The organism is Limnohabitans sp. Hippo3, from assembly GCF_003063665.1.
In the GTDB taxonomy this organism is placed as follows: domain Bacteria; phylum Pseudomonadota; class Gammaproteobacteria; order Burkholderiales; family Burkholderiaceae_C; genus Limnohabitans_A.
On sequence record NZ_NESF01000006.1, the window covers coordinates 119537 to 141679 of the forward strand.

Below are 22143 nucleotides of genomic sequence, written 5' to 3' on the forward strand. Positions count from 1 at the left end.
GAGGTGCTAAACTGGCTCCATGAGTCGAACAATTTCCAACCCCCAAATGGTGTTGCGACCTCAAGACGTGGTGGTGCTGCTGCGCCTGTCTTTGGGCGCAGACAGCGTGCCCACGTATGCCGCTTTGGCCGAAGAGCTCAAGCTCACCGCGTCCGAAATTCACGCGGGTGTGGACCGCGCCGTGGCCGCGCAGCTGGCTCGCAAAGACGAGTCGGGCAAGCCCGTGGTGTTGTTAGATGCCTTGCGCTTGTTTGTGCAGCATGGCGTGCGCTACAGCTTTCCGGCCACGCACGGCCCCATGGGGCGGGGTATGCCCACGGCGCATGCGGCTGCGCCACTGAATAAGCTGATTGTGCAAAGTGCCGAGCCCGTGCCCGTGTGGCCGCACAAAGACGGCACGGCGCGTGGCGTGGCGTTTTACCCGCTGTACCCCACTGTGCCCGACGCCGCCATAAATAACCCCGCCTTGTACGAGTTGCTGGCCTTGGTCGATGCCGTGCGCGGGGGCAGCATGCGCGAGCGTGCCCTGGCCATTACTGAGCTGGATAAACGTTGGGCCAAATAATGCAGACCTTCAACCCCAACGATCCCAATGTGGCCATGCTGGAGCAGGTGGCCCGCAGTTTGGGGCCTGAGCTGTGCGGCCAGTTTGTGTTTGTGGGTGGGGCCGCTGCTGGCTTGTTGATCACCGATTTGGCCTTGCCACCTATTCGCCGCACAGACGATGTCGACATCGTCACCAACGCCGAGGCCTTGGCCGACTACTACCGTTTTGAAGAGCAGCTGCGTGGCTTGGGCTTTGTGCAAGACCAAAGCCCCGATGCGCCGGTGTGCCGCTGGCGCGTAGATGGTGTGGCGGTCGATCTGATGCCGACGCAAGAAGAAATTTTGGGCTTCACCAATCGGTGGTATCGCATGGGCGTGGCAACGGCTCAAACACTCACACTGCCGAGTGGTATTCCCATTCGTGTGTTACGCGCACCCGAGTTCATCGCCACCAAGCTGGAGGCGTTTTATGGCCGGGGCGGTGGCGATTATTTGTTCAGCCATGACATGGGCGACATCATCAGCGTGATCGATGGCCGCGAGTCTTTGCTGAGCGAATGCCAAAGTAGCCTTGCACCTTTGCGTGCGTATTTGGCAGCGCAGTTTCAGCACCTGCTGACAGACTGCAGCTTTGTCGATGCCCTAGCTGGGCACCTGCCATCCGATGGCGCAAGCCAGGCGCGTTTACCAGACTTGCTGATCAAGATTCAACACATTTCCGAGTTACCCACCCTATGAGTACCCACACCCTCGTCCAGAAGCTCTGGAACTACTGCAGCGTGCTGCGCGACGATGGCATGAGCTACGGCGATTATGTGGAGCAGCTGACGTATTTGCTGTTCCTCAAAATGGCCGACGAGCGCAGCCAGCCGCCTTACAACCAGGCCAGCATCGTGCCTGCTGCCTATGCCTGGCCCACGCTGCTGGGGCGCGATGGCGACGATTTGTTTGACCATTACCGCCACGCGCTCGAAAAACTGGGGCAAGAGAAGGGCACGTTGGGCCTGATCTTTGCCAAGGCGCAAAACAAGTTTCAAGACCCGGCCAAGCTGCGCCGCGTCATCGTCGATTTGATTGACGCCGAAACCTGGACGGTGCTGGGTGCCGATGTGAAGGGCGATGCCTATGAGGGCTTGCTGGAGAAGAACGCGCAAGACACCAAGAGCGGGGCGGAGCAATATTTCACGCCGCGTGCGTTGATTGCGGCCATGGTGGAGTGCATCGACCCCAAGCCCGCCGAGCGCGTGTGCGACCCGGCCTGCGGCACGGGCGGCTTTTTGTTCAGCGCCCACCAGCATGTGGTGGACCACCACCCCAACCTGACCAAGGACGAGAAAAAGCACCTGAAGGAAAGCGCTTTTGTCGGCTTTGAGCTGGTGCAGGCCACCGCCGGTGTGTGCGCCATGAACTTGCTGCTGCACGGCATTGGTTCTGAAAAATCGGTGCCCGTGCGCGTGGGCGATGCGCTGGGCGCAGACCCCGGCGACCGCTTTGAGGTGGTGCTGGCCAATCCGCCCTTTGGCAAGAAGAGCAGCACGATGATCGTGGGCGAAGACGGCCGCGTGTCGAGCGAGAAAGACACCATCGAGCGCGACGACTTTTGGGCCACCACCAGCAACAAGCAGCTGAACTTTGTGCAGCACATCAAGACGCTGCTGGCCATCCATGGCCGGGTGGCGGTGGTGTTGCCCGACAACGTGCTGTTTGAAGGCGGTGCGGGCGAGACCACCCGCAAAAAGCTGCTGCACGAGTGCGAGCTGCACACGCTGCTGCGCCTGCCCACGGGCTTGTTTTATGCGCAGGGCGTGAAGGCGAACGTGCTGTTTTTTGACAAGAAGCCCGCCGCTGAAAAGCCCTGGACGCAAAAGCTCTGGATTTACGACCTGCGCACCAACAAACACTTCACGCTCAAGACCAACCCGCTGCGCCGCGAAGACCTGGAAGAGTTTGTGCAGCTCTACAAGGTGGGCAAGCGCCACGAGCGCATTGAGACCTGGAGTGCAGCGCAGCCCGATGGCCGTTGGCGTGCCTATGGTTACGACGAGCTGATTGCCCGTGACAAGACCAGCTTGGACATTTTTTGGCTCAAGGACGATAGCCTGGCCGACAGCGACGACTTGCCCGCCCCAGCGGTGATTGCCCAAGAAATCGTGGAAGACCTGCAAGCCGCACTGGAACAGTTCAAGCTGATTGCAGGCGATTTGGGGGCCGACGTGCCCGAAGAGGCGGTTTAATCGTGGCCATGAACAAAACCGATCAACTGAGTTTTTTCGGCTTTGAAGCCGGTGGCTCAGACAAGCCCGCCAAACCGGCCAAGCCTGCCAAAGTGCCTGCGCCAGCCGTTGCTGGCACACCCACCGCACCCGCTGCGCCTGAAGCCTTGAGCGCTCCGGTCCCCCCTGCCGTCCCTGCTTCCGAACACGACGCCATGGCCCAAACCTTAGCGCAGCACCCCGACTTTAGGGTTTTGCGCCGTTTGCAGCCTGTTGCCGACTATGGTGGCCTGCATGGGCAGCCCACACAGCGCGTGATCGTGCTTGACACCGAAACCACCGGGCTGGACAGCAAAACCGAAAGCATCATCGAGCTGGCCATGTTGTCGGTGCTGGTCGATGCGGCCACGGGTTTACCCGTGGGTCCGGTGTCCGTTTACGAGTCGTTTGAAGACCCGGGCAAGCCGATTCCGCCGCAAATCACCGAGATCACGGGCATTGACGACAGCATGGTGCAGGGCCAACGCATCGACGACGCGGCCGTTCATGACTTGGTGGCGCAGGCCGATTTGGTCGTGGCGCACAACGCTGGGTTTGACCGCCCGTTCGTGGAGGCGCGTTTTCCGGTATTTGCCAGCAAGGCCTGGGGCTGTTCTTTTCAAGGCATCGATTGGAAGAAAGAGGGCAGAGGTTCGGCCAAGCTGGAGTTTCTGGCTTCCGAGCGCGGCTGGTTTTACGACGCGCACCGGGCGCAGGTCGATTGCCATGCCTTGCTGCAGGTGCTGGCCTCGCCCTTGGCCGATGGTCAGACCGGTTTGTCTCGCCTCTTGGCCGGGGCCGGGCAGACCCGCTACAAGCTGCGTGCCACGGGGGCACCGTTTGAGGCCAAAGACAAGCTCAAGGCCCGGGGCTACCGCTGGGATGGCGAAGGCCGGGTCTGGTGGTGCAGTTTGGCTTCCGACGGGCTGCTGGACGCCGAATGTGCCTGGTTGCGGGCCGTGGTGTATGGCTCGCGCAGCGCCCGTGTGCAGATCGAAGCGCTGGACAGCCGGGTGCAGTATTCCAGCCGCCCGGGCTTGCAGACGGAGCGGCAGCTTTAAACAGCTTGACTCGGCGTCGATCGCTGGCGCTCATCGAAGGCCCCTTCGCGACGAGGGCGTCGCTCCCACGGGGGCGCTCTCCCACAGGGGCAGTCTCTAAAGGGGACCGATTTCACTAACAGGGACAGCCTGCCATAGGGATAGCGCCATTTGTTGGGTGCCGCGTCACGGCAAGCTGGGATAATGCGCGGTTATTGGTATTTTTTCAGGCGGGTATAAATGGCTCAATACGTATTTTCGATGAACCGGGTTGGCAAGATCGTGCCGCCCAAACGTCACATCCTCAAAGACATTTCGCTGTCTTTCTTCCCAGGCGCCAAGATCGGCGTGCTGGGCACCAACGGCTCGGGCAAGTCCACTTTGCTCAAGATCATGGCCGGTATCGACAAGGAAATCGAAGGCGAAGCCATTCCGATGGCGGGTCTGAAAATCGGTTATCTGCCGCAAGAACCCGTGATGGACCCTGAGCAAACTGTGCGCGAGGCCGTGGAAAGCGGCATGGGCGAAGTCAAGGCCGCGCAGGCCCGCCTGGAAGAGGTGTACGCCGCCTACGCCGAAGAAGACGCCGACTTTGACGCCTTGGCCGCCGAGCAGGCCAAACTCGAAGCCATCATCGCCACAGCGGGCGATGCGTCCGACCACCAACTCGAAATCGCGGCCGACGCGCTGCGCCTGCCCCCGTGGGACGCCGTGATCGGCAAGCTGTCGGGCGGTGAAAAGCGCCGTGTGGCCTTGTGCCGCTTACTGCTGTCGCGCCCCGACATGCTGCTGCTCGACGAACCCACCAACCACCTGGACGCCGAATCGGTGGACTGGCTGGAGCAGTTCCTGCAGCGTTTCTCGGGCACCGTGGTGGCCATCACCCACGACCGTTACTTCCTGGACAACGCCGCCGAGTGGATTCTGGAACTCGACCGGGGCTCCGGCATACCTTACAAAGGCAACTACTCCAGCTGGCTGGAGCAAAAAGAAGCCCGTCTGGAGCAGGAGCAGCGCACCGAAGACGCCCGCACCAAGGCCATGAAGAAAGAGCTGGAGTGGGCACGCGCCAACCCCAAAGGCCGTCAGGCCAAGAGCAAGGCCCGTCTGGCCCGCTTTGAAGAGCTGTCGGACTTCGAATACCAAAAGCGCAACGAGACGCAGGAAATTTTCATTCCTGTGGCCGAGCGCTTGGGCAATGAAGTGTTCGAGTTCAAGAACGTCAGCAAGTCCTTTGGCGACCGTGTGCTGATCGACAACCTCAGCTTCAAGGTGCCTGCGGGCGCCATCGTCGGCATCATCGGCCCCAACGGTGCCGGTAAGTCGACCTTGTTCAAACTGATCGCGGGCAAAGAGCAGCCAGACAGCGGCGAGGTCAAGATCGGCCAGACCGTGCGTATGGCCTTTGTGGACCAAAACCGTGACGACCTGAACAACGACAAGACCGTGTGGGAAGACGTCTCGGGCGGTCTGGACATCCTGAACGTGGGCAAGTTCCAAATGGCCAGCCGTGCGTATTGCGGCCGCTTCAACTTCAACGGTGGCGACCAGCAAAAGAAGGTGGGCATGTTGTCGGGCGGCGAGCGCGGTCGCTTGCACCTGGCCAAAACCCTGATCGCGGGCGGCAACGTCTTGCTGCTGGACGAGCCCTCGAACGACCTGGACGTGGAAACCCTGCGCGCCCTGGAAGACGCGCTGCTGGAATTCGCAGGCTCGGTCATGGTCATCAGCCACGACCGCTGGTTCCTCGACCGCATTGCGACGCACATTCTGGCCGCCGAAGGCGACAGCCAGTGGGTGTTCTTTGACGGCAACTACCAGGAATACGAAGCCGACAAGAAACGCCGTTTGGGCGAAGAAGGTGCCAAGCCCAAGCGCGTGCGCTTCAAGGCTTTGAAGTAATCAGCTGCTTCGCACAAACAACGGGCCCTTCAGGGCCCGTTGTCGTTGGTGGAATTGGGTAGGTCGGTGGCTTTAGCCCCGACAAGTGATGGCGGGGATCTTTGTCGGGGCTAAAGCCGCCGACCTACCGATCCAACCTACAGCGCGGTCAGCCTGGCCCGCGCCTTGTCGGCCCACAGTTGCAAACTGGCCATCAGGTCTTGTTGGCTGAACGAGCAGCTTTCTTCGCTGAACAGGGCGCTGGCTTCGATGCGGTCGAGCAGGTTGCCCAGCACTTCGCCAAATGGGTTGGGCAAGGGCAGGCTGGCCGCACCGCTGCGCCATTGGCGGATCATGTCGCTTTGGGCCAATTGGCCTTGGCCGCAGGCCGTCAGCGCCTGGGTCATGCGGTCGAGGGTGTCAAGGGCGGTGCTCATCCATGTGTCTCCTGCCGGGTCCATTCCCCAGGGGGTGGGGGCTTTTCGAGGTGACAATCATGCCCCATGAAAGCCAAACCTCTCAAACCCATGCGCCTGGAAGACATTCTGTTTTGCCAGGGCTTTGGCACCCGCCGCGTGTGTGCGGGCCTGGTCCAGCAGGGCCATGTGCAAGTCCACGGCCAAACCGTCACCGATGCGGGCGAATATTTTGATTTGGAAGGGTTGCATTTCACGGTGCAAGGCACCGACTGGCCTTTCAAGGACAAAGCCTATGTGCTGCTGAACAAGCCGACCGGCACCGAGTGTTCGCAAAAGCCCTCCACCTGGCCCAGCATCTACACCCTGCTGCCCGCGCCTTTGCGCCAACGCCCGCAAAAAGCGGCGGTGCAGGGCGTGCAGGCGGTGGGTCGGCTGGACCAGGACACCACGGGCTTGCTGCTGCTGACAGACGACGGCCAGTTCATCCACAAGATGAGCTCACCCAAGCACCATGTGCCCAAGGTGTACGAGGTGACCACCAAGCACCCGATCACCCCCGAGATGGTGGATAAATTGCTCAGCGGCGTGGTGCTTGACGACGACCCCAAGCCGGTCAAGGCGGCCGCCTGCGAGGCCGTGAGCGAGCTGCACCTGAAGCTGACCCTCACAGAGGGCAAATACCACCAGGTCAAGCGCATGTTGGCGGCGGTGGGCAATCGCGTTGAGGGCCTGCACCGCTCGCAAATCGGTGGCCTGGTTCTGGGCGACTTGGCACCCGGTCAATGGCGTTGGTTGACCGACGAAGATCTGGCCCTGCTCAAGCCCTGAAGTTGAGTCTCAGGTCTGACAAGACCCTGTGAGTCGGAGCTTCAGCTGCGACAAAGCATCCCAGCGAGGCCTGTCGGGGCTAAAGCCACCGACCTACAGATCGCGGATGAAGGTTTGCACAGCCTGCGCCACGGCCTCGGGCTGGTCTCGTTGGGGTGAATGGCCGCAATTGGGCAGCTTGAGCAGCTGCGTCTGCGGCACGGCGCGGGCGATTTCGTCGATCTGGGCCATGGTGCCGTAGGGATCGTTTTCGCCCTGAATGGCCAGCAAGGGCGCGCGGATGCTGCCCAGTTCGGGGCGGATATCGAAACCGCGAAAGGCCTCGCTCAGCCAGACATCGTTCCACTGCCAAAACGCGCAGTCCACATCGGCATGGTAAGGGGTCAGACGCTGGCGCAGGGGGCCGTGTTCGTAGGCTTGCCGAGCGGCCAGGATGGCCTGAATCGAGATGTCTTCGACCATCACATGCGGCGCCATGACCACACAAGCGGCCACCTCAAAACGGCTGGCGTGGATCAGGGCGATGGTGCCGCCGTCCGAATGGCCCACCAACACAGGCCGCTGGATGTTCAGTGCCTCCAGCAAGGTGGGCAAAATTTCCAGGGCTTCGCGGTGCATGTAGTCGGGCAGCAGGCGGCCGTGGCGCACGCCCGCCGTTTCGCCCGAAGGGCCGCGCACATTGGTCACCGGATCGGATTGACCATAGCCTTGGCGCGAGTAAACCAGGCCCGCGCACCCCAGGCGTTGGCACAGGCGTGCGGGCCAGTCGCGCCACATGGCGACGCTGCCCAGCCCTTCGTGCAGAAAAACCAGGGTGTGGGCGGCGCGGATGGTCTGGTCGGGCTGCCAGTGGGCCACCTCCAAAGTGAGGTTTTTCAGTGAGAGCTTCGTAGGGGTGGGCGAGGGCGTTGCTGTGGGCATCCGGGGTCCTGAATCGGCGTTTACACTTGGATGTGATTTTGAAAGCGTTTTGTGATTGATTTGCGTTGGGTGTCTCGATTTTTTGTGGGTGCGGTTTGGGTGCTTTTGCTTTGCGGCAAGACGGTTCAGGCGCAGCCCCCGGTTTTTGTTCTCAATTCCCTGGATGGCAATGTCAGTGTGATCGATCCGGTCAGCTGGAAAGAGACCCAGCGCATTCCCACGGGCAAAGAACCCCACCACTTGTACCTCACGCCCGATGAAAAGTCGGTCATTGTGGCCAACGCCATGAGCGACTCGCTGACCTTCATCGACCCACGCACCGCCCAGGTCCAGCGCACCGTGACCGGGATTCTGGACCCGTACCACCTGCGGTTTTCGCCCGACATGAAATGGTTGGTGATCGCCGCCAACCGCCTTGACCATGTGGACATCTACCGCTGGGACGGGCAAAACGCTACCTTGGCCAAGCGCATCTCGACCGGCAAAACCCCCAGCCACCTGTGGATCGACAGCCAAAGCAAGACCGCCTGGGTCTCGATGCAGGACAGCGACGAGATCGTGGCGATTGACCTGGGAAAGCAAACCCTCAAATCGCGCACTGCGGTCGGCCCCATGCCCGCCGACGTGTTCGGTACGCCGGACGACAAATTTTTGCTGGTCGGCCTGACCGGGGGGGATGGGGTCGAGGTGTACGACATCGGCAGCGGCCAACCCAAACTGGTCAAGAAAATCCCCACGGGCAAGGGCGCGCACGCGTTCCGGGCACTGGGCGACAAACGCCATGTGATGGTCAGCAACCGCGTGACCAACACCATCAGCCAGATCGACTACACCCAGATGGCCGTGGTCGCGGATTTTCCCGGCCCCTCCGGCCCGGACTGCATGGACATCACGGCCGATGGCAAATACATCCTGGTCGCTTCGCGCTGGGCCAGAAAACTGTCGGTGATCGACATCGCCACGCGCAAAGTGGTGCGGCAGGTTCGGGTCGGCAAATCGCCACACGGGGTGTGGACACTGGACCATGCGCCACGCTATTGAGTGGTGTCGTGGGCTGCTCGTCGGCCCCTTCTGGGCGTGCAGCTTGTCCGCTCTCGCGGCCACATGCGAGAAGCCGGTTTATTTGACCTTCGACACAGGCCACATGGGCGTGGCCCCTTTGATCGCCGAAGTGTTGCAGCGCCAGCAGGTGCCCGTCACTTTTTTTGCGGCGCATGAAAAAACCCGCGAGGGCGATGGCACCTTGGGCCAGCATTGGGCTCCCTGGTGGCGGGCGCGTGCCGCAGAAGGTCACGCCTTTGCCTCGCACACCTGGGACCACGCTTACTGGCGGGCCGACCTGCAAGAGGGCGAGGTTTTGAAGTTCCGCATCCGCCCCAGCGCGGGCGACCAAGCGGGTCAGACCCTCAGCTGGACGGCTGCGCAGTATTGCGACAACTTGCGCCAGGCGGCACAGCGTTTGCAGGCCTTGACCGGTCAAGCGCCACTGCCCTTGTTCAGGGCGCCGGGCGGCAAAACCTCGCCCCGCTTGATCGAAGCGGCGCGGCAATGCGGCTTTGCCCATGTGGGCTGGTCCGATGCCGGCTTTTTGGGCGACGAGCTGTCCAGTGCCACCCATCCCAACGCCCAGTTGCTGCAAAAGGCGCTGAAAAACATCCGAGCGGGCGACATCCTGATGGCCCATCTGGGCATCTGGTCGCGGCAAGATCCGTGGGCCCCGGCCGTGCTGGAGCCGCTGATCGTGGGCCTGAAGGCCCGAGGGCTGTGCTTCGCCACTTTACGTGAGCACCCGGCTTACCGGGACTGGGTGCGGCAGCGGCCCTTGGCGCTGCCGGTTTTGCCCGATTCGCGACAATGAAGCCATGGACTTTTTGATCGACTTGTTTGACCGCGGTCAGCAGATGCTTTTCGAGGCCATCGTGCAACCCCTTGCCTTTGCGGCGGGTCAGGGCCAGCTGCTGGAAAAAGCCTACGAAGGCACGGGCTGGGTGGTGGTCGGCCTGTTGCAGCTGCTGGTGATGTGGGTGGTGATCGGCCCCATGCAACGGCGCTGGCCTGCCGAGCCGCTGCACGACCGACAAGCGGTGCGGGTCGACGTGATCTATACCCTGATCCACCGCCTGGGGCTGTTCAAGCTGGGCATGTTTTTCACCCTCGACTACGCCTTCGAGCAAGGCCTGGGCGTGTTGCGGGTCTGGGGCATGCCCACGCTGCACCTGGACGGCCTGTGGCCCGGGGTGACCGATCTGGCCCTGGTCAGTTTCGTGCTGTACCTGGTGGTCTTTGATTTTGTCCATTACTGGATCCACCGTGCGCAGCACCAGTCCAACGCCTGGTGGGCCTTGCATGCCTTGCACCATTCGCAGCGGCAGATGACCATGTGGAGCGACAACCGCAACCACTTGCTCGACGACATGCTCACCAGCCTGATTTTGTCGGCCGTGGCGGTCTTGATCGGCGTGGGACCGGGGCAGTTTGTGGCGCTGGTGGCCATCAGCCAGCTGAGCGAAAACTTCCAGCACGCCAATGTGCGCCTCTGGTTTGGCCGCGTGGGCGAACGCCTGTGGGTCAGTCCGCGCTTTCACCGCAGGCACCACAGCGTGGGCATCGGGCATGAATTTGACATTCAAGGCCGCAAAGTCCTGGGCGGCTGCAATTTCGGGGTGCTGCTGCCTTGGTGGGACATGCTGTTTGGCACGGCCGATTTTCAGCTGCGCTTTGACCCCACTGGCGTGCGCGACCAGGTGGAGCAGGGCCGCGATTACGGCCGAGGATTCTGGGCTCAGCAACGATTGGGCCTGCTCAGGCTGTTGGGCCGCGCCTGAGGCGGCGTCTCTGGCCGCACCCCGGGCGGCAGTCTGGCACGCCAGCCCCGCTCAACTGTTAAGCTTTCGCCCATGAAACTCCTGATCGATTCCTTTTGGCGCGCGGCGATGTATTGCCTCTACCCCCGGGTGATCGGCTTGTCGTTTTTTCCGCTGGTGCTGATCGTGGCTTTGTCCTGGTTGCTCGGCTACCTGTACTGGGACATCGCCGTCTCCGGGGTGCGCGGCTGGCTGGATGCATCCAGCTGGCTGGCGGTGGTCTGGCGCTGGCTCGAAGGCATTGGTTTGCCCGACCTCAAGACGGTGGTGGCCCCTTTGCTCGTGATTTTTTCGGTCACCCCTTTGGTGGTGGTGGCGTCCTTGCTGGCGGTCTCGTTCCTGATGACGCCTGCACTGACCCGTCTGGTGGCCGACCGGCGCTTTGCGGGCCTGCAGCGCAAGCACGGCGGCAGCCTGGCGCTGAGCCTGTGGTGGACATTTTTGTCCTTGCTGCTGGCGCTGGGCGCTTTGTTGCTGACCTTGCCCATGTGGCTGGTGCCGCCCTTGGCCATGGTGCTGCCTGCGCTCATTTGGGGTTGGCTCACCTACCGCGTCATGGCTTTTGATGTGCTGGCCGAATTCGCCAGCGCCGACGAGCGCCATGCCCTGGTGGCGCGCCACCGCATGAGCTTTCTGGGCATGGGCGTGGTCACCGGGCTCATGGGCGCTGCGCCCAGCTTGGTGTGGGCTTCGGGGGCTTTGTTTGCCGCAGCTTTTGTGATCCTGGTGCCTGTGGCCATCTGGATCTACACCTTGGTGTTTGCGTTTTCTTCGCTGTGGTTTGCCCACTTTGCGCTGGCGGCGTTGCAGGCGCTGCGTGACGAACCCCATCGCGCGGCTGTCGATGACGTTTTGCCCGCCGTGCCGGCTTCGCCCCATGCCGCTGCCCGGCTGGGCCCGGGCCCGGAAGACAAGGCCGACAGCGTCACCGATGTCGAACCCCGCCCCAGCCTCTGAACCGACTGCTTTTTCCTCAAGACCACCATGACCCCCACCTTTGGCCTGATCATCATTGGCGACGAAATCATGTCCGGCAAGCGCCAGGACAAGCACATGCCCAAAGTCATCGAGTTGATGACCGCGCGCGGCCTGAGTCTGGGCTGGGCCGAATACGTGGGCGACTCGCCCGAGCGCATCACCGCCACCCTGAAACGCGCATTCGCTTCGGCCGATGTGGTGTTCAGCTGCGGCGGTATCGGGGCCACGCCGGACGACCACACACGCCAATGCGCGGCCAAAGCGCTGGGCGTGCCCTTGGCCTTGCACCCCGAAGCTAAGCGCTTGATTCAGGAGCGCATGCAGGACACCGCCAAGGAGCAGGGCGTGGCTTACGAGCCGGACCGCCCGGACAACGTCCACCGCCTGAACATGGGCGTGTTCCCTGAAGGGGCAGCCATCATTCGCAACCCCTACAACAAGATTCCCGGGTTCAGCTGTTCAGGCGCGGGCGGCGGCGCGGTGCATTTTGTGCCCGGCTTTCCGGTCATGGCCTGGCCGATGATCGAATCGGTGTTGGACAGCCAATACAGCGTCCATTTCCGGCGCAACGCGTACATCGAAAAGTCGGTGATCGTCCTCGGGGCGATGGAAGCCACCCTGACGCCCTTGATGGAGTCCATTGAGGCCGCGCATCCGGGCATCAAGGTGTTCAGCCTGCCCAGCGTGGACCACCCGCAGTGGGGTCGTCACATCGAGCTGGGGGTCAAGGGCAAACCGTCTGATGCCGAACGGGCTTATCTGGACCTGCGGCAGGGCCTGAAGGCTTTTCCTTTGGAATACGGCCCCGAATTGGTGCGTTGATCTCAATATCACTAAAATAGTGCAAAATTGCACAATAAAAGTGCATTGTCGCGGAGGCTGAGCAAACCGTTGAGATGTCCAGGGGCTTGAAAAAGCCAAAACCTGGCGGCGGTGGCCATCGACCATGCTGGCGGGGCACTCTTTTTTATCCCCCGTAGATGCCCAACGGGTCGCCTGCAGGGCACAATCTGGGGTTGTTCGAATGTGGTTTTTAGCCTCAAGTTGGCACAAAAACTGCAAGACCTATGAGCAAGCTTTTTAACCCCTTTCCATTCAGGAGATTTTGATGGCCAAGACCGTCGCAGACGTGATGAAGATGGTGAAAGAGAACGAAGTCAAGTTCGTTGACTTCCGTTTCACCGATACCCGTGGCAAATGGCAGCACATCACTGCGCCCGTGTCGCAGTTCAACGAAAGCAAGTTCGAAGAAGGTCAAGCGTTTGACGGCTCTTCTATTGCGGGCTGGAAAGGCATTGAGGCTTCGGACATGTTGTTGATCCCCGATCCCAACAGCGCCATCATTGATCCCTTCTTCGAAGAAGTCACCCTGGTGTTGATCTGCGACGTGATCGAGCCCACCGATGGCAAAGCCTACGAGCGTGACCCACGTTCGATCGCCAAACGCGCCGAGACTTACCTCAAGCAATCGGGCCTGGGCGACACCGCTTATTTCGGTCCTGAGCCAGAATTCTTCTTGTTTGACGACGTGCGCTGGAGCACTGAGCCGAACAACACTTTCTACGCCATCGACGAAGCCGAAGCCCCCTGGAACACCGGCACCAAGATGGACAACGGCAACAGCGGTCACCGCAACCGCGTCAAGGGCGGCTACTTCCCCGTGCCACCCGTGGACAGCACACACGACATGCGCAGCGAAATGTCGCTGATCCTCGAATCCGTGGGCATCCCGGTCGAAGTGCACCATCACGAAGTGGCTGGCGCTGGCCAGTGCGAAATCGGCACCAAGTTCTCCACACTGGTCGAGCGCGCCGACTGGACACTGCTGCAAAAGTACGTGATCCACAACGTGGCCAACGCCTATGGCAAAACCGCCACCTTCATGCCCAAGCCCTACGCTGGCGACAACGGCTCCGGCATGCACGTGCACCAGTCCATCTGGAAAGACGGCAAGAACCTGTTCGCAGGCAATGGCTACGCTGGCTTGTCTGAATTCGCCCTGTACTACATCGGCGGCATCATCAAGCACGCCCGCGCCCTGAACGCGATCACCAACCCCGGCACTAACAGCTACAAGCGCTTGGTCCCGCACTACGAAGCGCCTGTGAAGCTGGCTTACTCGGCCAAGAACCGCTCGGCTTCGATCCGCATCCCCAACGTGGCCAGCGACAAAGCCCGCCGAGTGGAAGCTCGCTTCCCCGATCCATTGTGCAACCCTTACCTCGGCTTTGCGGCCCTGCTGATGGCGGGTCTGGATGGTGTGGAAAACAAGATCCACCCCGGCGAAGCTGCAACCAAGGACTTGTACCACCTGCCTCCAGAAGAAGATAAATTGGTGCCCACCGTGTGCTCCAGCCTGGACCAAGCTTTGGATGCGCTGAACGCAGACCGTGCCTTCTTGACCAAAGGCGGTGTGTTCACCGACTCGTGGATCGACGCTTACATCGAATTGAAGATGCAGGAAGTCAATCGCAGCCGCGTGGAAGTCTCGCCTGTCGAATACGACATGTACTACTCGCTGTAATTCACCATGCGGCACATTGCACCTGCCCGTGCAATACCCACCAAGGACGGCTTCGGCCGTCCTTTTTTTATGCACGCCCTGCGTCAGGGTCTGCTCGTGGTGTCGGCTGCCGCCTGGTGCCAGAGTGGACTGACTCAGGAGGCCATTTACCGCTGTGGTCAGGAATACACCAACGCCCCGCGCGACGTGTCCCGCTGTGAGCGACTCGCTGAACAGACCATCACGGTCATCCCCGGGGTGCGCCCCCAAGCGGTGCCCGTCAAGACAAGCGCCGACAGCCAGGCACCGGACGAGTCGCGCAGCACCCAAGCCGAGCCCCCACGCGCCAGCACCACCCGGCAAACCGAGCGCGATGCGCAGGCACGCACCATTTTGGTCCAGGAGCTGGAGCGGGTGCAAAAGCAGCACCAAACCTGGGTGCAAGCGTACAAGCAAGGGACCCCCATCCAGCTCTCGCCCGAACACGCCGCCCCCCTGCAAGACCATGAGCGTGTGGCAGCGCTCAAAGCCGCCATCGACCGCGCTGCGCGTGACATCGACAGCTTGCAACGTGAGTTGGCCCAGAGAAGCGTGAAACCATGACCGTACCCGTTGCCCGATTTCTGGCTTTTGACTTGTTGGCCACGCCTGTGGCGGTGTTGCAGGGCCAGGGCCGTGTGCGCTTTGTCAATGCAGCGCTCGAAGACGCCTTGGGCATGTCCCGACGCACGCTGTACGACACGCATCTGCCCGACTATTTTGTGGACCCACAGCCTCTGATTGCGGCTTTGTCCGGGGCCCAGTCCAACGAGTTTGCCGCGCTGCGTTACGAAGCCCAGTTGCGCCGACTGCACCACGAAGATCCGCTGCCTGTGCACGTGATCGTCGCCCCGTCGGACCAGCCCCATGAGGTGATCGTCGAGCTGCTGCCTGTGGAGCAGCAAACCCGCCAGGAGCGCGAAGACCGCCTGTCCGAGCAGGCCCAGGCCAACAAGGAGCTGATCCGCAACCTGGCGCACGAGATCAAGAACCCGCTGGGCGGCATCCGGGGGTCGGCTCAGCTGCTCGAGATGGAGCTGGACAGCAAGGACTTGACCGAATACACGCAGGTCATCATCCACGAAGCCGACCGCCTGCAGACGCTGGTGGACCGCTTGCTGGCCCCACACCGCAGGCCCCATGTGGTGAGCGATGTGAACATCCACGAGGTGTGCGAGCGGGTGCGCGCCCTGATCCTGGCCGAGTTTCCCAAGGGCCTGAAGGTGGTGCGCGACTACGACATCTCGATCCCCGAGTTCCGGGGTGATCGCGAGCAACTCATTCAGGCGGTGCTCAACATCGCGCACAACGCGGCGCAGGCCCTGCAAGAGCGCATCGCACAGGGCGATGCACAGATCACGCTCAAGAGCCGGATCTTGCGCCAAGTCACGTTTGGCAAGCAGCGTTACCGCCTGGCATTGGAATTGCATGTGATGGACAACGGGCCTGGTGTTCCAGACTCGATCAAGGACCGCATTTTCTTCCCGTTGATTTCGGGGCGCGAAGGCGGCTCGGGCCTGGGGCTGACATTGGCGCAAACCTTTGTGCAACAGCACCACGGCATGATCGAATGTGACAGCGAGCCCGGTCGTACGGACTTCAAGATTTTGATTCCGTTGCCTTAATGCACACAAGAGTGACCACAGAAAGCGCCACGTTGATGAAGCCGATCTGGATCGTAGACGATGACCAATCCATCCGCTTTGTGCTTGAAAAAGCACTGCTGCGCGAGGGACTGCCCACCCGCAGCTTCACCAACCCACGGGAGGTGCTGAAGGCGCTGGAGGCCGAAGGGGAGAGCGACGGCCCGCAGGTGCTGGTCAGCGACATCCGCATGCCCGGCGGCTCGGGGCTGGATTTGCTCGCTGCCATCAAGCAGCGCATGCCCGGGTTGCCCGTCATCATCATGACAGCGTTTTCTGACCTGGACAGCGCGGTGTCGGCTTTCCAAAGCGGGGCCTTCGAGTACCTGCCCAAGCCCTTTGACTTGCCCAAGGCGGTGGAGCTGATCCGCCGCGCCGTGGGCGAGAGCCAGCGCGAAGACGTGGCCGAAGAAAAAATGGACGATGCGCCTGAGATGCTGGGTCAGGCCCCGGCCATGCAGGACGTGTTCCGCGGCATCGGCCGTCTGGCGCAAAGCCATGTCACGGTGCTCATCACGGGCGAGTCGGGCTCGGGCAAAGAGCTTGTGGCGCACGCACTGCACAAACACTCGCCCCGCGCCAACCAGCCTTTTGTCGCCATCAACACCGCCGCCATTCCCAAAGACCTGCTCGAGAGCGAACTCTTTGGCCACGAGCGCGGTGCGTTCACGGGCGCGCAGGCCTCGCGCCGGGGCCGCTTTGAGCAGGCCGATGGCGGCACGCTGTTTCTGGACGAGATCGGCGACATGCCCTTTGATTTGCAGACGCGTTTGCTGCGCGTGCTGTCGGACGGCAACTTCTACCGCGTGGGTGGCCACAGCGCCGTCAAGGCCAATGTGCGGGTGATCGCCGCCACCCACCAGGACCTGGAGCAGCGCGTCAAGGAAGGCGTGTTCCGCGAAGACCTGTACCACCGCCTGAATGTGATTCGCCTGCGCCTGCCCGCACTGCGCGAGCGGCGCGAAGACGTGCCCGCCTTGGCCCGCTACTTTTTGCAGCGTAGCGCCCAACAACTGGGCGTGGAGCCTAAGCGCATTTCAGATGCGGCGCTGGAGCGCCTGGTCCAGTTCCAGTTCCCGGGCAATGTGCGCCAGCTCGAAAACATTTGCCATTGGCTGACCGTGATGGCCCCGGCGCAGGTGATTGAAGTCAAGGACTTGCCGCCCGAAGTGCAGCAAAGCCCCGGCGCAGCCGCCGAGCCAGCTGCTTTGCCCTCAGGCATGGCCACGCCCCACGCCAGCTTTTCAGCGCTGGATGCCGCTCAGCATGTCAGCGACCAGGTTGGGGCCCCATCGCCGCCAACCTTGGGTTCGGTCGAAGCGGGGTCTGTCACCGCCGCCAGCACTGCCGCCATGGGCTGGGAGCTTGGCCTGGAACAGGAAGCGCTGGCCTTGCTCAACGCGGGTCACACCGATGTGTGGGATGCGCTGACCCGCCGCTTTGAGCGCCAACTGATCGAGGCCGCCCTCACCACCACGCGCGGCCGCCGCATCGAGGCCGCGCAAAAACTGGGCATCGGCCGCAACACCATCACCCGAAAAATCCAGGAGCTGGGCCTGGACGACGCTTGAACTATTTCCCCGTCTGTCATCCCGGACTTGATCCGGGATCCATGCCTGCCTGGGCGAGTGCCTCGGCACTGGCCCGGCGGTCAGGCAAAAGGGTCTTGCAGCACCACGTCGCTTAGGGGTCTGGCCACGCAGGTGAGCACGCAGCCCTCGGCTTTTTCTTCGGCGGTCAGGCCGGGCCATTTCATCTCGTAGTGCACCTGGCCCGAGACCAGTTGACCGATGCAGGTGCGGCACGTACCTGATCTGCAGGAGCTGGGCCACTGCAAGCCGCCTTGCTCCAGCGAGTCGAGCAGGCTCTGTGTTTTCCAGGCGTCAAAGCTGCCGCCATCGGGCGCGATGCGGCCATTGAAAAAAGGGATTTCTTGGGACATGGTGGGCGAGTGTAGTGGCTTGGCTCCATGGGGTAAGGCGCTTGTACAGGTTTGCCTTGCGCGACAGCCCTGGGCGGCGAGGTGTGCCAAGATGGCCGTTCACAGAACATTTCGCTGCCCGTGAATCACCCACTGCATCAGCCCCGAACATCTTCCCCAACCCGCTGGATGGGCCCCGGCATTGTCTTCGCCGTGCTGGCCATGGCCAGCCTGAGCTTCAGCGACGCCACCAGCAAATGGGTCATGCTCAGCGTCACGCCTTTGATGGTGCTGTGGTTTCGTTATGCGGTGCAGGCTTTGGGCACCACAGTGGTGCTGGCCCCGGTGCGGGGGCGTGCCATGTGGCGCACCGACAAGCTGCGCTGGCAGTTGCTGCGCGGCTTGCTCATGGTGTCGTGCAGCTTGTTGGCTTTTTATTGCCTGCAGCGCATGCCTGTGGCCGAGTTCACCGCCACCGTCATGCTCGCGCCTTTGGTGCTCACGGCGCTGGCCCGCTTTGTCATGAAAGAGCAGGTTTCGTTGCTGCGCTGGCTCATGGTGGTGGGCGGCTTGATCGGGGCCATGCTGGTCATCCGCCCGGGTGGGCAGGTCGACAGCTCGGTCGGCTGGATGGCGCTCACGGTGGTGCTGACTTATGCCGTGTTCCAGGCCGTGACCAGCCACATGACGCGCACCGAAGACCCGGCCGTGATGCAGCTCTACACAGGCTGGGTGGGCTGGGCGGTGAGCACGGTGTTGGTGTTCAACGCTTGGGTCACGCCGCAAAGTCTGAACGAGTGGGCGCTGTTGCTCTTGGTAGGCCTGGCCGCAACGCTGGGCCAATACCTGCTGATCGTGGCTTTTTCCAAAGCTCCGGCCTCGGTCGTTTCGCCTTTTCTTTATACCGGGGTGGGCTTTTCCACGCTCATGGGGTGGTGGCTGTTTGACCACATCCCTGATGCCTTGGCTTTCACGGGCATGGGCCTGGTGGTGTTATGCGGTGTGGTGTCGGGCCGCATCCAGGGCTCGGACAAAACCTGAACGCTCAGGGTTGGGGGGCGATGAAAGGTGACGTGGCCGACCACTCGACCGGGGCCTTGAATGCCAAAGCTTGATCGGTGAACGGGTGCACAAAGGCCAGCTCTTGCGCGTGCAGCAACAAGCGCGGGCTCAGCGCCTTGATGTCGGGCGGCGCGTACAGTGAGTCGCCCAACATGGGGTGGCCAATGCTTTGCAGGTGCACGCGCAGCTGGTGGGTGCGGCCTGTGATGGGTTCGAGCTCGATCAGGCTGGCGCTGAAACTGTCGCTGTGGCTGCTTTGCAGCACGCGCCAGCGGCTGCGGCTGGCTTTGCCGTCGGGGTGAATGATGTGCAGCGGGCGGCGCTCCCAGTCGAGCAGGATCGGGCCGTCGATGGTGCGCCAGCCGTCTTCGTCGGGCACCACAGCCGCTTGGGTTTGTTCTGGCTGCCCAGCGACCACGGCCACGTAGCGTTTTTTGACCTGGCGGGTTTCAAATAGTTTGCTGAGGCGGCGCTGGGCTTCAATGCCCCGCGCCATCAGCAGCAGGCCTGAGGTGTCCTGGTCCAGGCGGTGGACGATGAGGGCTTCGGGGTAGCGGTCTTGCACCCGTTTGGACAAGCAGTCTTGCTTGTCCGGGCCGCGACCGGGCACCGACAACAAGCCGCTGGGTTTTTCCAGCACCAGCAGGTGCTCGTCTTCGTGGATCGGGATCATGCAGGGCGGGCCGGGCGCGCAGAGCGCTCGGCAGGAAAAATCACTTGTCCTTGACTTTGCCGCGCGGCGCCACAAAGGTGGACGGGGCCATGGGGCGGTCTGATGTGAACGTCTTGGGGGGCGAGGTGTCTTTCTTTGGCTTCTTGGCCATTTTGTTGCTGCGTTGTTCGCCTTTGGCCATGAGAGTTCCTTGGATAGACATCCCGGTTCGGGAAGTCCTTGATGTTAAAGCACAAAGCCGCAGGATCTGCGGCTTTGTGGGGGGGCGGCACCTGACGCTTCAAGAGCGGCAGGTGCGCTGCGACTTTATTTGACTTCGGTCACGAACTGGGCAGTGGGGCGGCGCACTTTTTTCAGGTTGGCCAGCCAGTCGCCTTCAGCGGCGCGGTAACCCAGGGGCACGATCACCACGCTGCGCAGACCGCGGGCGCTCAGGCCCAAGATCTCGTCCACCGCTTTGGGGTCAAAGCCTTCCATGGGCGTGGCGTCCACTTCTTCAAAAGCCGCAGCGATCAAGGCTGCGCCCAAGCCGATGTAGGCCTGGCGTGCAGCGTGCTCGTAGTTCACCTCGGGCGTGCGTGCGGGGTAGTTCTTGAGCAACATCTGGCGGTAGTTTTCCCAGCCTTCGTTGGTGCCGCCGCGTTGTGCGTTGGTCAGGTCAAACATCATGTTGATGCGCTCGGCCGTGTAGTTGTCCCACGCAGCAAACACCAGCAGGTGCGAGCCGTCGGTGATCTGGGCCTGGCCCCAGGCCTTGGGCTTGATCTGCTCGCGCACGGCGGGGTTGGTCACCACGATGATTTCGAAGGGCTGCAGACCACTGGAGGTCGGGGCCAAGCGGGCGGCTTCGACGATGCGGTCCACTTTGTCTTGGGGCACCACCTTGGTCGGGTCCATTTTTTTGCAGGCGTAGCGCCATTCGAGTTTGTTCAGCAAGTCAGACATGGGGATTCCGTTGGATTGAAAGATGCGCGATTGTGCAGGAAGACGCGGGGCATTGGCGTCGCGTTGGCGCAAGCCACTGCGCCGGGCTCAGACTTGCTGCCAGGTGCCCGTGGGCAGGCCATCCAGCTTGTAAGGCCCAATGGCGGTTCGTATCAGCCGCAGCGTGGGCAAGCCCACGGCCGCAGTCATGCGCCGCACTTGGCGGTTGCGGCCCTCGCGGATGCTCAGCTCCAGCCAAGATGTAGGGATGCTCTGCCGCTCGCGAATCGGCGGGTGGCGCGGCCACAGGTCGGCTGGCGGCTCCACCGAGCGGGCGCGGGCGGGCAGGGTGGGGCCGTCGTTCAGCGTCACGCCCCGGGCCAAGGTGGTCAGGGCCTGGTCGCTCACCACGCCCTCCACCTGCACCAGATAGGTCTTTTCCATCTTGAAGCGCGGGTCGGCAATGCGGGCCTGCTCCTTCCCGTCGTCGGTCAGCAGCAGCAAACCTTCACTGTCGGCGTCCAGCCGCCCGGCCACATACACCCCCGGCAGGTCGATGTGGTCCTTGAGCCCCTGCCAGCGCCCCTCCGGGGTGAACTGGCTGAGCACGCCATAGGGCTTGTTGAAACGGATCAGCATGGGCAAGCACGTCTTGTTATCGAGCGCTGAGCGTATCAGGTCGGTTAGCATCGACCGCATGAGCACCCAATACGAATGCCTGAAAAGCCCCGACCTGTACGCCGAGGCCTTTGGCATCGCCCCGCCCGAAGCCCTGTTGGGCAAAGAAGTCTGGCCGCGCCAGCCGGGGTTTTTCATCCGCAAGGCGTTTGTGCCCGGGCAGCCCGCCGCAGAGCCATCTGCTGAACCCGGTGCTGAACCCAACGCTGAACCCGCTTGCGAGGTGGCAGCGCCTGTCGCCCCCGCCTGCCCGTTGGTCATGGAGCTGGCCCAAGGCCAATTCGGTCTGGTGCCCACCTGGGTCAAGTCGGCGTCAGACGCCAAACTCCGGTCCACGAAGTTGGCCGTCACGCGCTATGAAACCATGAGTACCGCCACGGCCACGCGGGAGACCTGGCTCAAAGGCCAGCGCTGCATCATCCCCATGCAGGCGTTTTTTGAAGACGACTGGCGCAGCCGCAAAGCCGTGCCTACCCGCATCGCCCGCGTGGACGGCCAGCCTATGGGCGTGGCAGGTTTGTGGGAGCGCTGGGCCAAAGAGGGTGAAGAAATCATCAGCTTCACCCTGCTCACGGTGAACGCCAACAGCCACGCCCTGATGAACCGCTATGGCCAAAACGGCAACGAAAAACGCATGCCCGCCATCCTGAACGAAGGCGCTTACGGCGCCTGGCTCAACGCCCCCCTAGACAAAGCCCGCGAGTTCATGCGCGCCTACCCGGCCAACCTGCTGCTGGCCAACCCGGTGCAGAAAAAATAAGCCCCGTTCTTTGTCGTGCCCTCCTAGAACTGTCATACCCGCCTAGAAACGTCATAGCCGCCTTTCACTGTCATACCCGCGCATGCGCATATGCGCTAACTTAAAATATCAATTTGAGATATGCTCTTCTCCATTGCGTATGGAAGGAGAAGGCCATGGAGTGCTCGGTGCAGCCGTCGGAATTTGTTCGCCTCGATGAGGACTGGCAGCT

Annotated in this window: 24 protein-coding genes; 17 read left to right on the forward strand and 7 right to left on the reverse strand. The window is 62.1% G+C overall.

All coding sequences use genetic code 11. The features are described 5' to 3' along the window. The first annotated feature begins 19 nt into the window (after nt 1–19). From B9Z34_RS08875 to ettA, 5 genes are all read left to right on the forward strand, one after another. Nucleotides 20–565, forward strand: a complete 546-nt coding sequence (locus B9Z34_RS08875; RefSeq protein WP_199220099.1) for a hypothetical protein — start codon at nt 20–22, stop codon at nt 563–565. Further along, nucleotides 565–1284 (forward strand): hypothetical protein, encoded by a 720-nt coding sequence (locus tag B9Z34_RS08880; protein WP_233249503.1) that lies wholly within the window; start codon nt 565–567, stop codon nt 1282–1284. Before B9Z34_RS08875 ends, B9Z34_RS08880 begins: the two co-directional genes overlap by 1 nt. Continuing rightward, nucleotides 1281–2780 (forward strand): class I SAM-dependent DNA methyltransferase, encoded by a 1500-nt coding sequence (locus B9Z34_RS08885; RefSeq protein WP_108427757.1) that lies wholly within the window; start codon nt 1281–1283, stop codon nt 2778–2780. The genes B9Z34_RS08880 and B9Z34_RS08885 overlap by 4 nt, the downstream gene beginning before the upstream one ends. A gap of 8 nt (nt 2781–2788) precedes the next feature. Continuing rightward, nucleotides 2789–3859, forward strand: a complete 1071-nt coding sequence (locus B9Z34_RS08890; RefSeq protein WP_108427783.1) for a 3'-5' exonuclease — start codon at nt 2789–2791, stop codon at nt 3857–3859. A 219-nt stretch (nt 3860–4078) separates the two neighbouring features. After that, nucleotides 4079–5740 (forward strand): energy-dependent translational throttle protein EttA, encoded by a 1662-nt coding sequence (gene ettA, locus B9Z34_RS08895; RefSeq protein ID WP_108427758.1) that lies wholly within the window; start codon nt 4079–4081, stop codon nt 5738–5740. 137 nt (nt 5741–5877) lie between these two features. On the opposite strand, the gene B9Z34_RS08900 is transcribed toward ettA, so the two are convergent. Then, the gene (locus B9Z34_RS08900) at nt 5878–6156 is read right to left on the reverse strand and encodes a hypothetical protein (protein ID WP_108427759.1); all 279 of its coding nucleotides are present in this window, start codon (nt 6154–6156) and stop codon (nt 5878–5880) included. A 90-nt stretch (nt 6157–6246) separates the two neighbouring features. On the opposite strand from B9Z34_RS08900, the gene B9Z34_RS08905 reads away from it, so the two are divergent. Continuing rightward, a complete protein-coding gene (locus B9Z34_RS08905; RefSeq protein WP_108427784.1) occupies nt 6247–6966 on the forward strand; it encodes a pseudouridine synthase in 720 nt (239 codons plus the stop codon). Between the two features lie 93 nt (nt 6967–7059). Here B9Z34_RS08905 and B9Z34_RS08910 read toward each other — a convergent pair whose 3' ends face one another. Then, complete coding sequence (locus tag B9Z34_RS08910; protein WP_108427760.1) at nt 7060–7887, reverse strand: alpha/beta fold hydrolase; 828 nt, start codon at nt 7885–7887, stop codon at nt 7060–7062. 84 nt (nt 7888–7971) lie between these two features. Here B9Z34_RS08910 and B9Z34_RS08915 point away from each other — a divergent pair, with 84 nt between their 5' ends. The 9 genes from B9Z34_RS08915 to ntrC all read left to right on the forward strand — a co-directional run bounded on the left by B9Z34_RS08915 (nt 7972) and on the right by ntrC (nt 17485). After that, entirely contained in the window at nt 7972–8928 is a 957-nt protein-coding gene (locus B9Z34_RS08915) for a YncE family protein (protein WP_233249505.1), read from the forward strand. After that, nucleotides 8912–9745 carry a polysaccharide deacetylase family protein gene (locus B9Z34_RS08920; RefSeq protein ID WP_108427762.1) on the forward strand — a complete coding sequence of 278 codons (834 nt, stop codon included), beginning with the start codon at nt 8912–8914 and terminating at the stop codon, nt 9743–9745. The genes B9Z34_RS08915 and B9Z34_RS08920 overlap by 17 nt, the downstream gene beginning before the upstream one ends. Nucleotides 9746–9749: 4 nt before the next feature. Continuing rightward, nucleotides 9750–10712 (forward strand): sterol desaturase family protein, encoded by a 963-nt coding sequence (locus tag B9Z34_RS08925; RefSeq protein WP_108427763.1) that lies wholly within the window; start codon nt 9750–9752, stop codon nt 10710–10712. 72 nt (nt 10713–10784) lie between these two features. After that, nucleotides 10785–11708, forward strand: coding sequence for an EI24 domain-containing protein (locus B9Z34_RS08930; protein ID WP_108427764.1), 924 nt, complete (start codon nt 10785–10787; stop codon nt 11706–11708). Nucleotides 11709–11735: 27 nt separating this feature from the next. After that, nucleotides 11736–12551, forward strand: a complete 816-nt coding sequence (locus B9Z34_RS08935; protein WP_108427765.1) for a molybdopterin-binding protein — start codon at nt 11736–11738, stop codon at nt 12549–12551. Between the two features lie 286 nt (nt 12552–12837). Further along, nucleotides 12838–14253 (forward strand): type I glutamate--ammonia ligase, encoded by a 1416-nt coding sequence (gene glnA, locus B9Z34_RS08940; RefSeq protein WP_108427766.1) that lies wholly within the window; start codon nt 12838–12840, stop codon nt 14251–14253. A 69-nt stretch (nt 14254–14322) separates the two neighbouring features. Continuing rightward, on the forward strand, nt 14323–14835 hold the full coding sequence (locus B9Z34_RS08945) for a hypothetical protein (RefSeq protein ID WP_108427767.1): 513 nt from the start codon (nt 14323–14325) through the stop codon (nt 14833–14835). Next, a complete protein-coding gene (gene glnL, locus B9Z34_RS08950; RefSeq protein ID WP_108427768.1) occupies nt 14832–15896 on the forward strand; it encodes a nitrogen regulation protein NR(II) in 1065 nt (354 codons plus the stop codon). Before B9Z34_RS08945 ends, glnL begins: the two co-directional genes overlap by 4 nt. A 35-nt stretch (nt 15897–15931) precedes the next feature. Then, entirely contained in the window at nt 15932–17485 is a 1554-nt protein-coding gene (ntrC, locus tag B9Z34_RS08955) for a nitrogen regulation protein NR(I) (protein WP_108427785.1), read from the forward strand. 80 nt (nt 17486–17565) lie between these two features. On the opposite strand, the gene B9Z34_RS08960 is transcribed toward ntrC, so the two are convergent. Continuing rightward, on the reverse strand, nt 17566–17856 hold the full coding sequence (locus tag B9Z34_RS08960) for a 2Fe-2S iron-sulfur cluster-binding protein (RefSeq protein WP_108427769.1): 291 nt from the start codon (nt 17854–17856) through the stop codon (nt 17566–17568). A gap of 120 nt (nt 17857–17976) precedes the next feature. Here B9Z34_RS08960 and B9Z34_RS08965 point away from each other — a divergent pair, with 120 nt between their 5' ends. Next, nucleotides 17977–18876 carry a DMT family transporter gene (locus B9Z34_RS08965; RefSeq protein WP_146179628.1) on the forward strand — a complete coding sequence of 300 codons (900 nt, stop codon included), beginning with the start codon at nt 17977–17979 and terminating at the stop codon, nt 18874–18876. Between the two features lie 4 nt (nt 18877–18880). On the opposite strand, the gene B9Z34_RS08970 is transcribed toward B9Z34_RS08965, so the two are convergent. The 4 genes from B9Z34_RS08970 to B9Z34_RS08980 form a co-directional block, all read right to left on the reverse strand. After that, nucleotides 18881–19570 (reverse strand): RluA family pseudouridine synthase, encoded by a 690-nt coding sequence (locus B9Z34_RS08970; RefSeq protein WP_108427771.1) that lies wholly within the window; start codon nt 19568–19570, stop codon nt 18881–18883. Between the two features lie 40 nt (nt 19571–19610). After that, nucleotides 19611–19751, reverse strand: a complete 141-nt coding sequence (locus B9Z34_RS14625; RefSeq protein ID WP_019427071.1) for a hypothetical protein — start codon at nt 19749–19751, stop codon at nt 19611–19613. 125 nt (nt 19752–19876) lie between these two features. Further along, complete coding sequence (locus tag B9Z34_RS08975; protein WP_108427772.1) at nt 19877–20515, reverse strand: NAD(P)H-dependent oxidoreductase; 639 nt, start codon at nt 20513–20515, stop codon at nt 19877–19879. A gap of 87 nt (nt 20516–20602) precedes the next feature. Further along, the gene (locus B9Z34_RS08980) at nt 20603–21133 is read right to left on the reverse strand and encodes a pseudouridine synthase (protein WP_108427786.1); all 531 of its coding nucleotides are present in this window, start codon (nt 21131–21133) and stop codon (nt 20603–20605) included. Between the two features lie 58 nt (nt 21134–21191). On the opposite strand from B9Z34_RS08980, the gene B9Z34_RS08985 reads away from it, so the two are divergent. Next, complete coding sequence (locus B9Z34_RS08985) at nt 21192–21932, forward strand: SOS response-associated peptidase (protein ID WP_108427773.1); 741 nt, start codon at nt 21192–21194, stop codon at nt 21930–21932. The last annotated feature ends 211 nt before the right edge of the window (nt 21933–22143 follow it).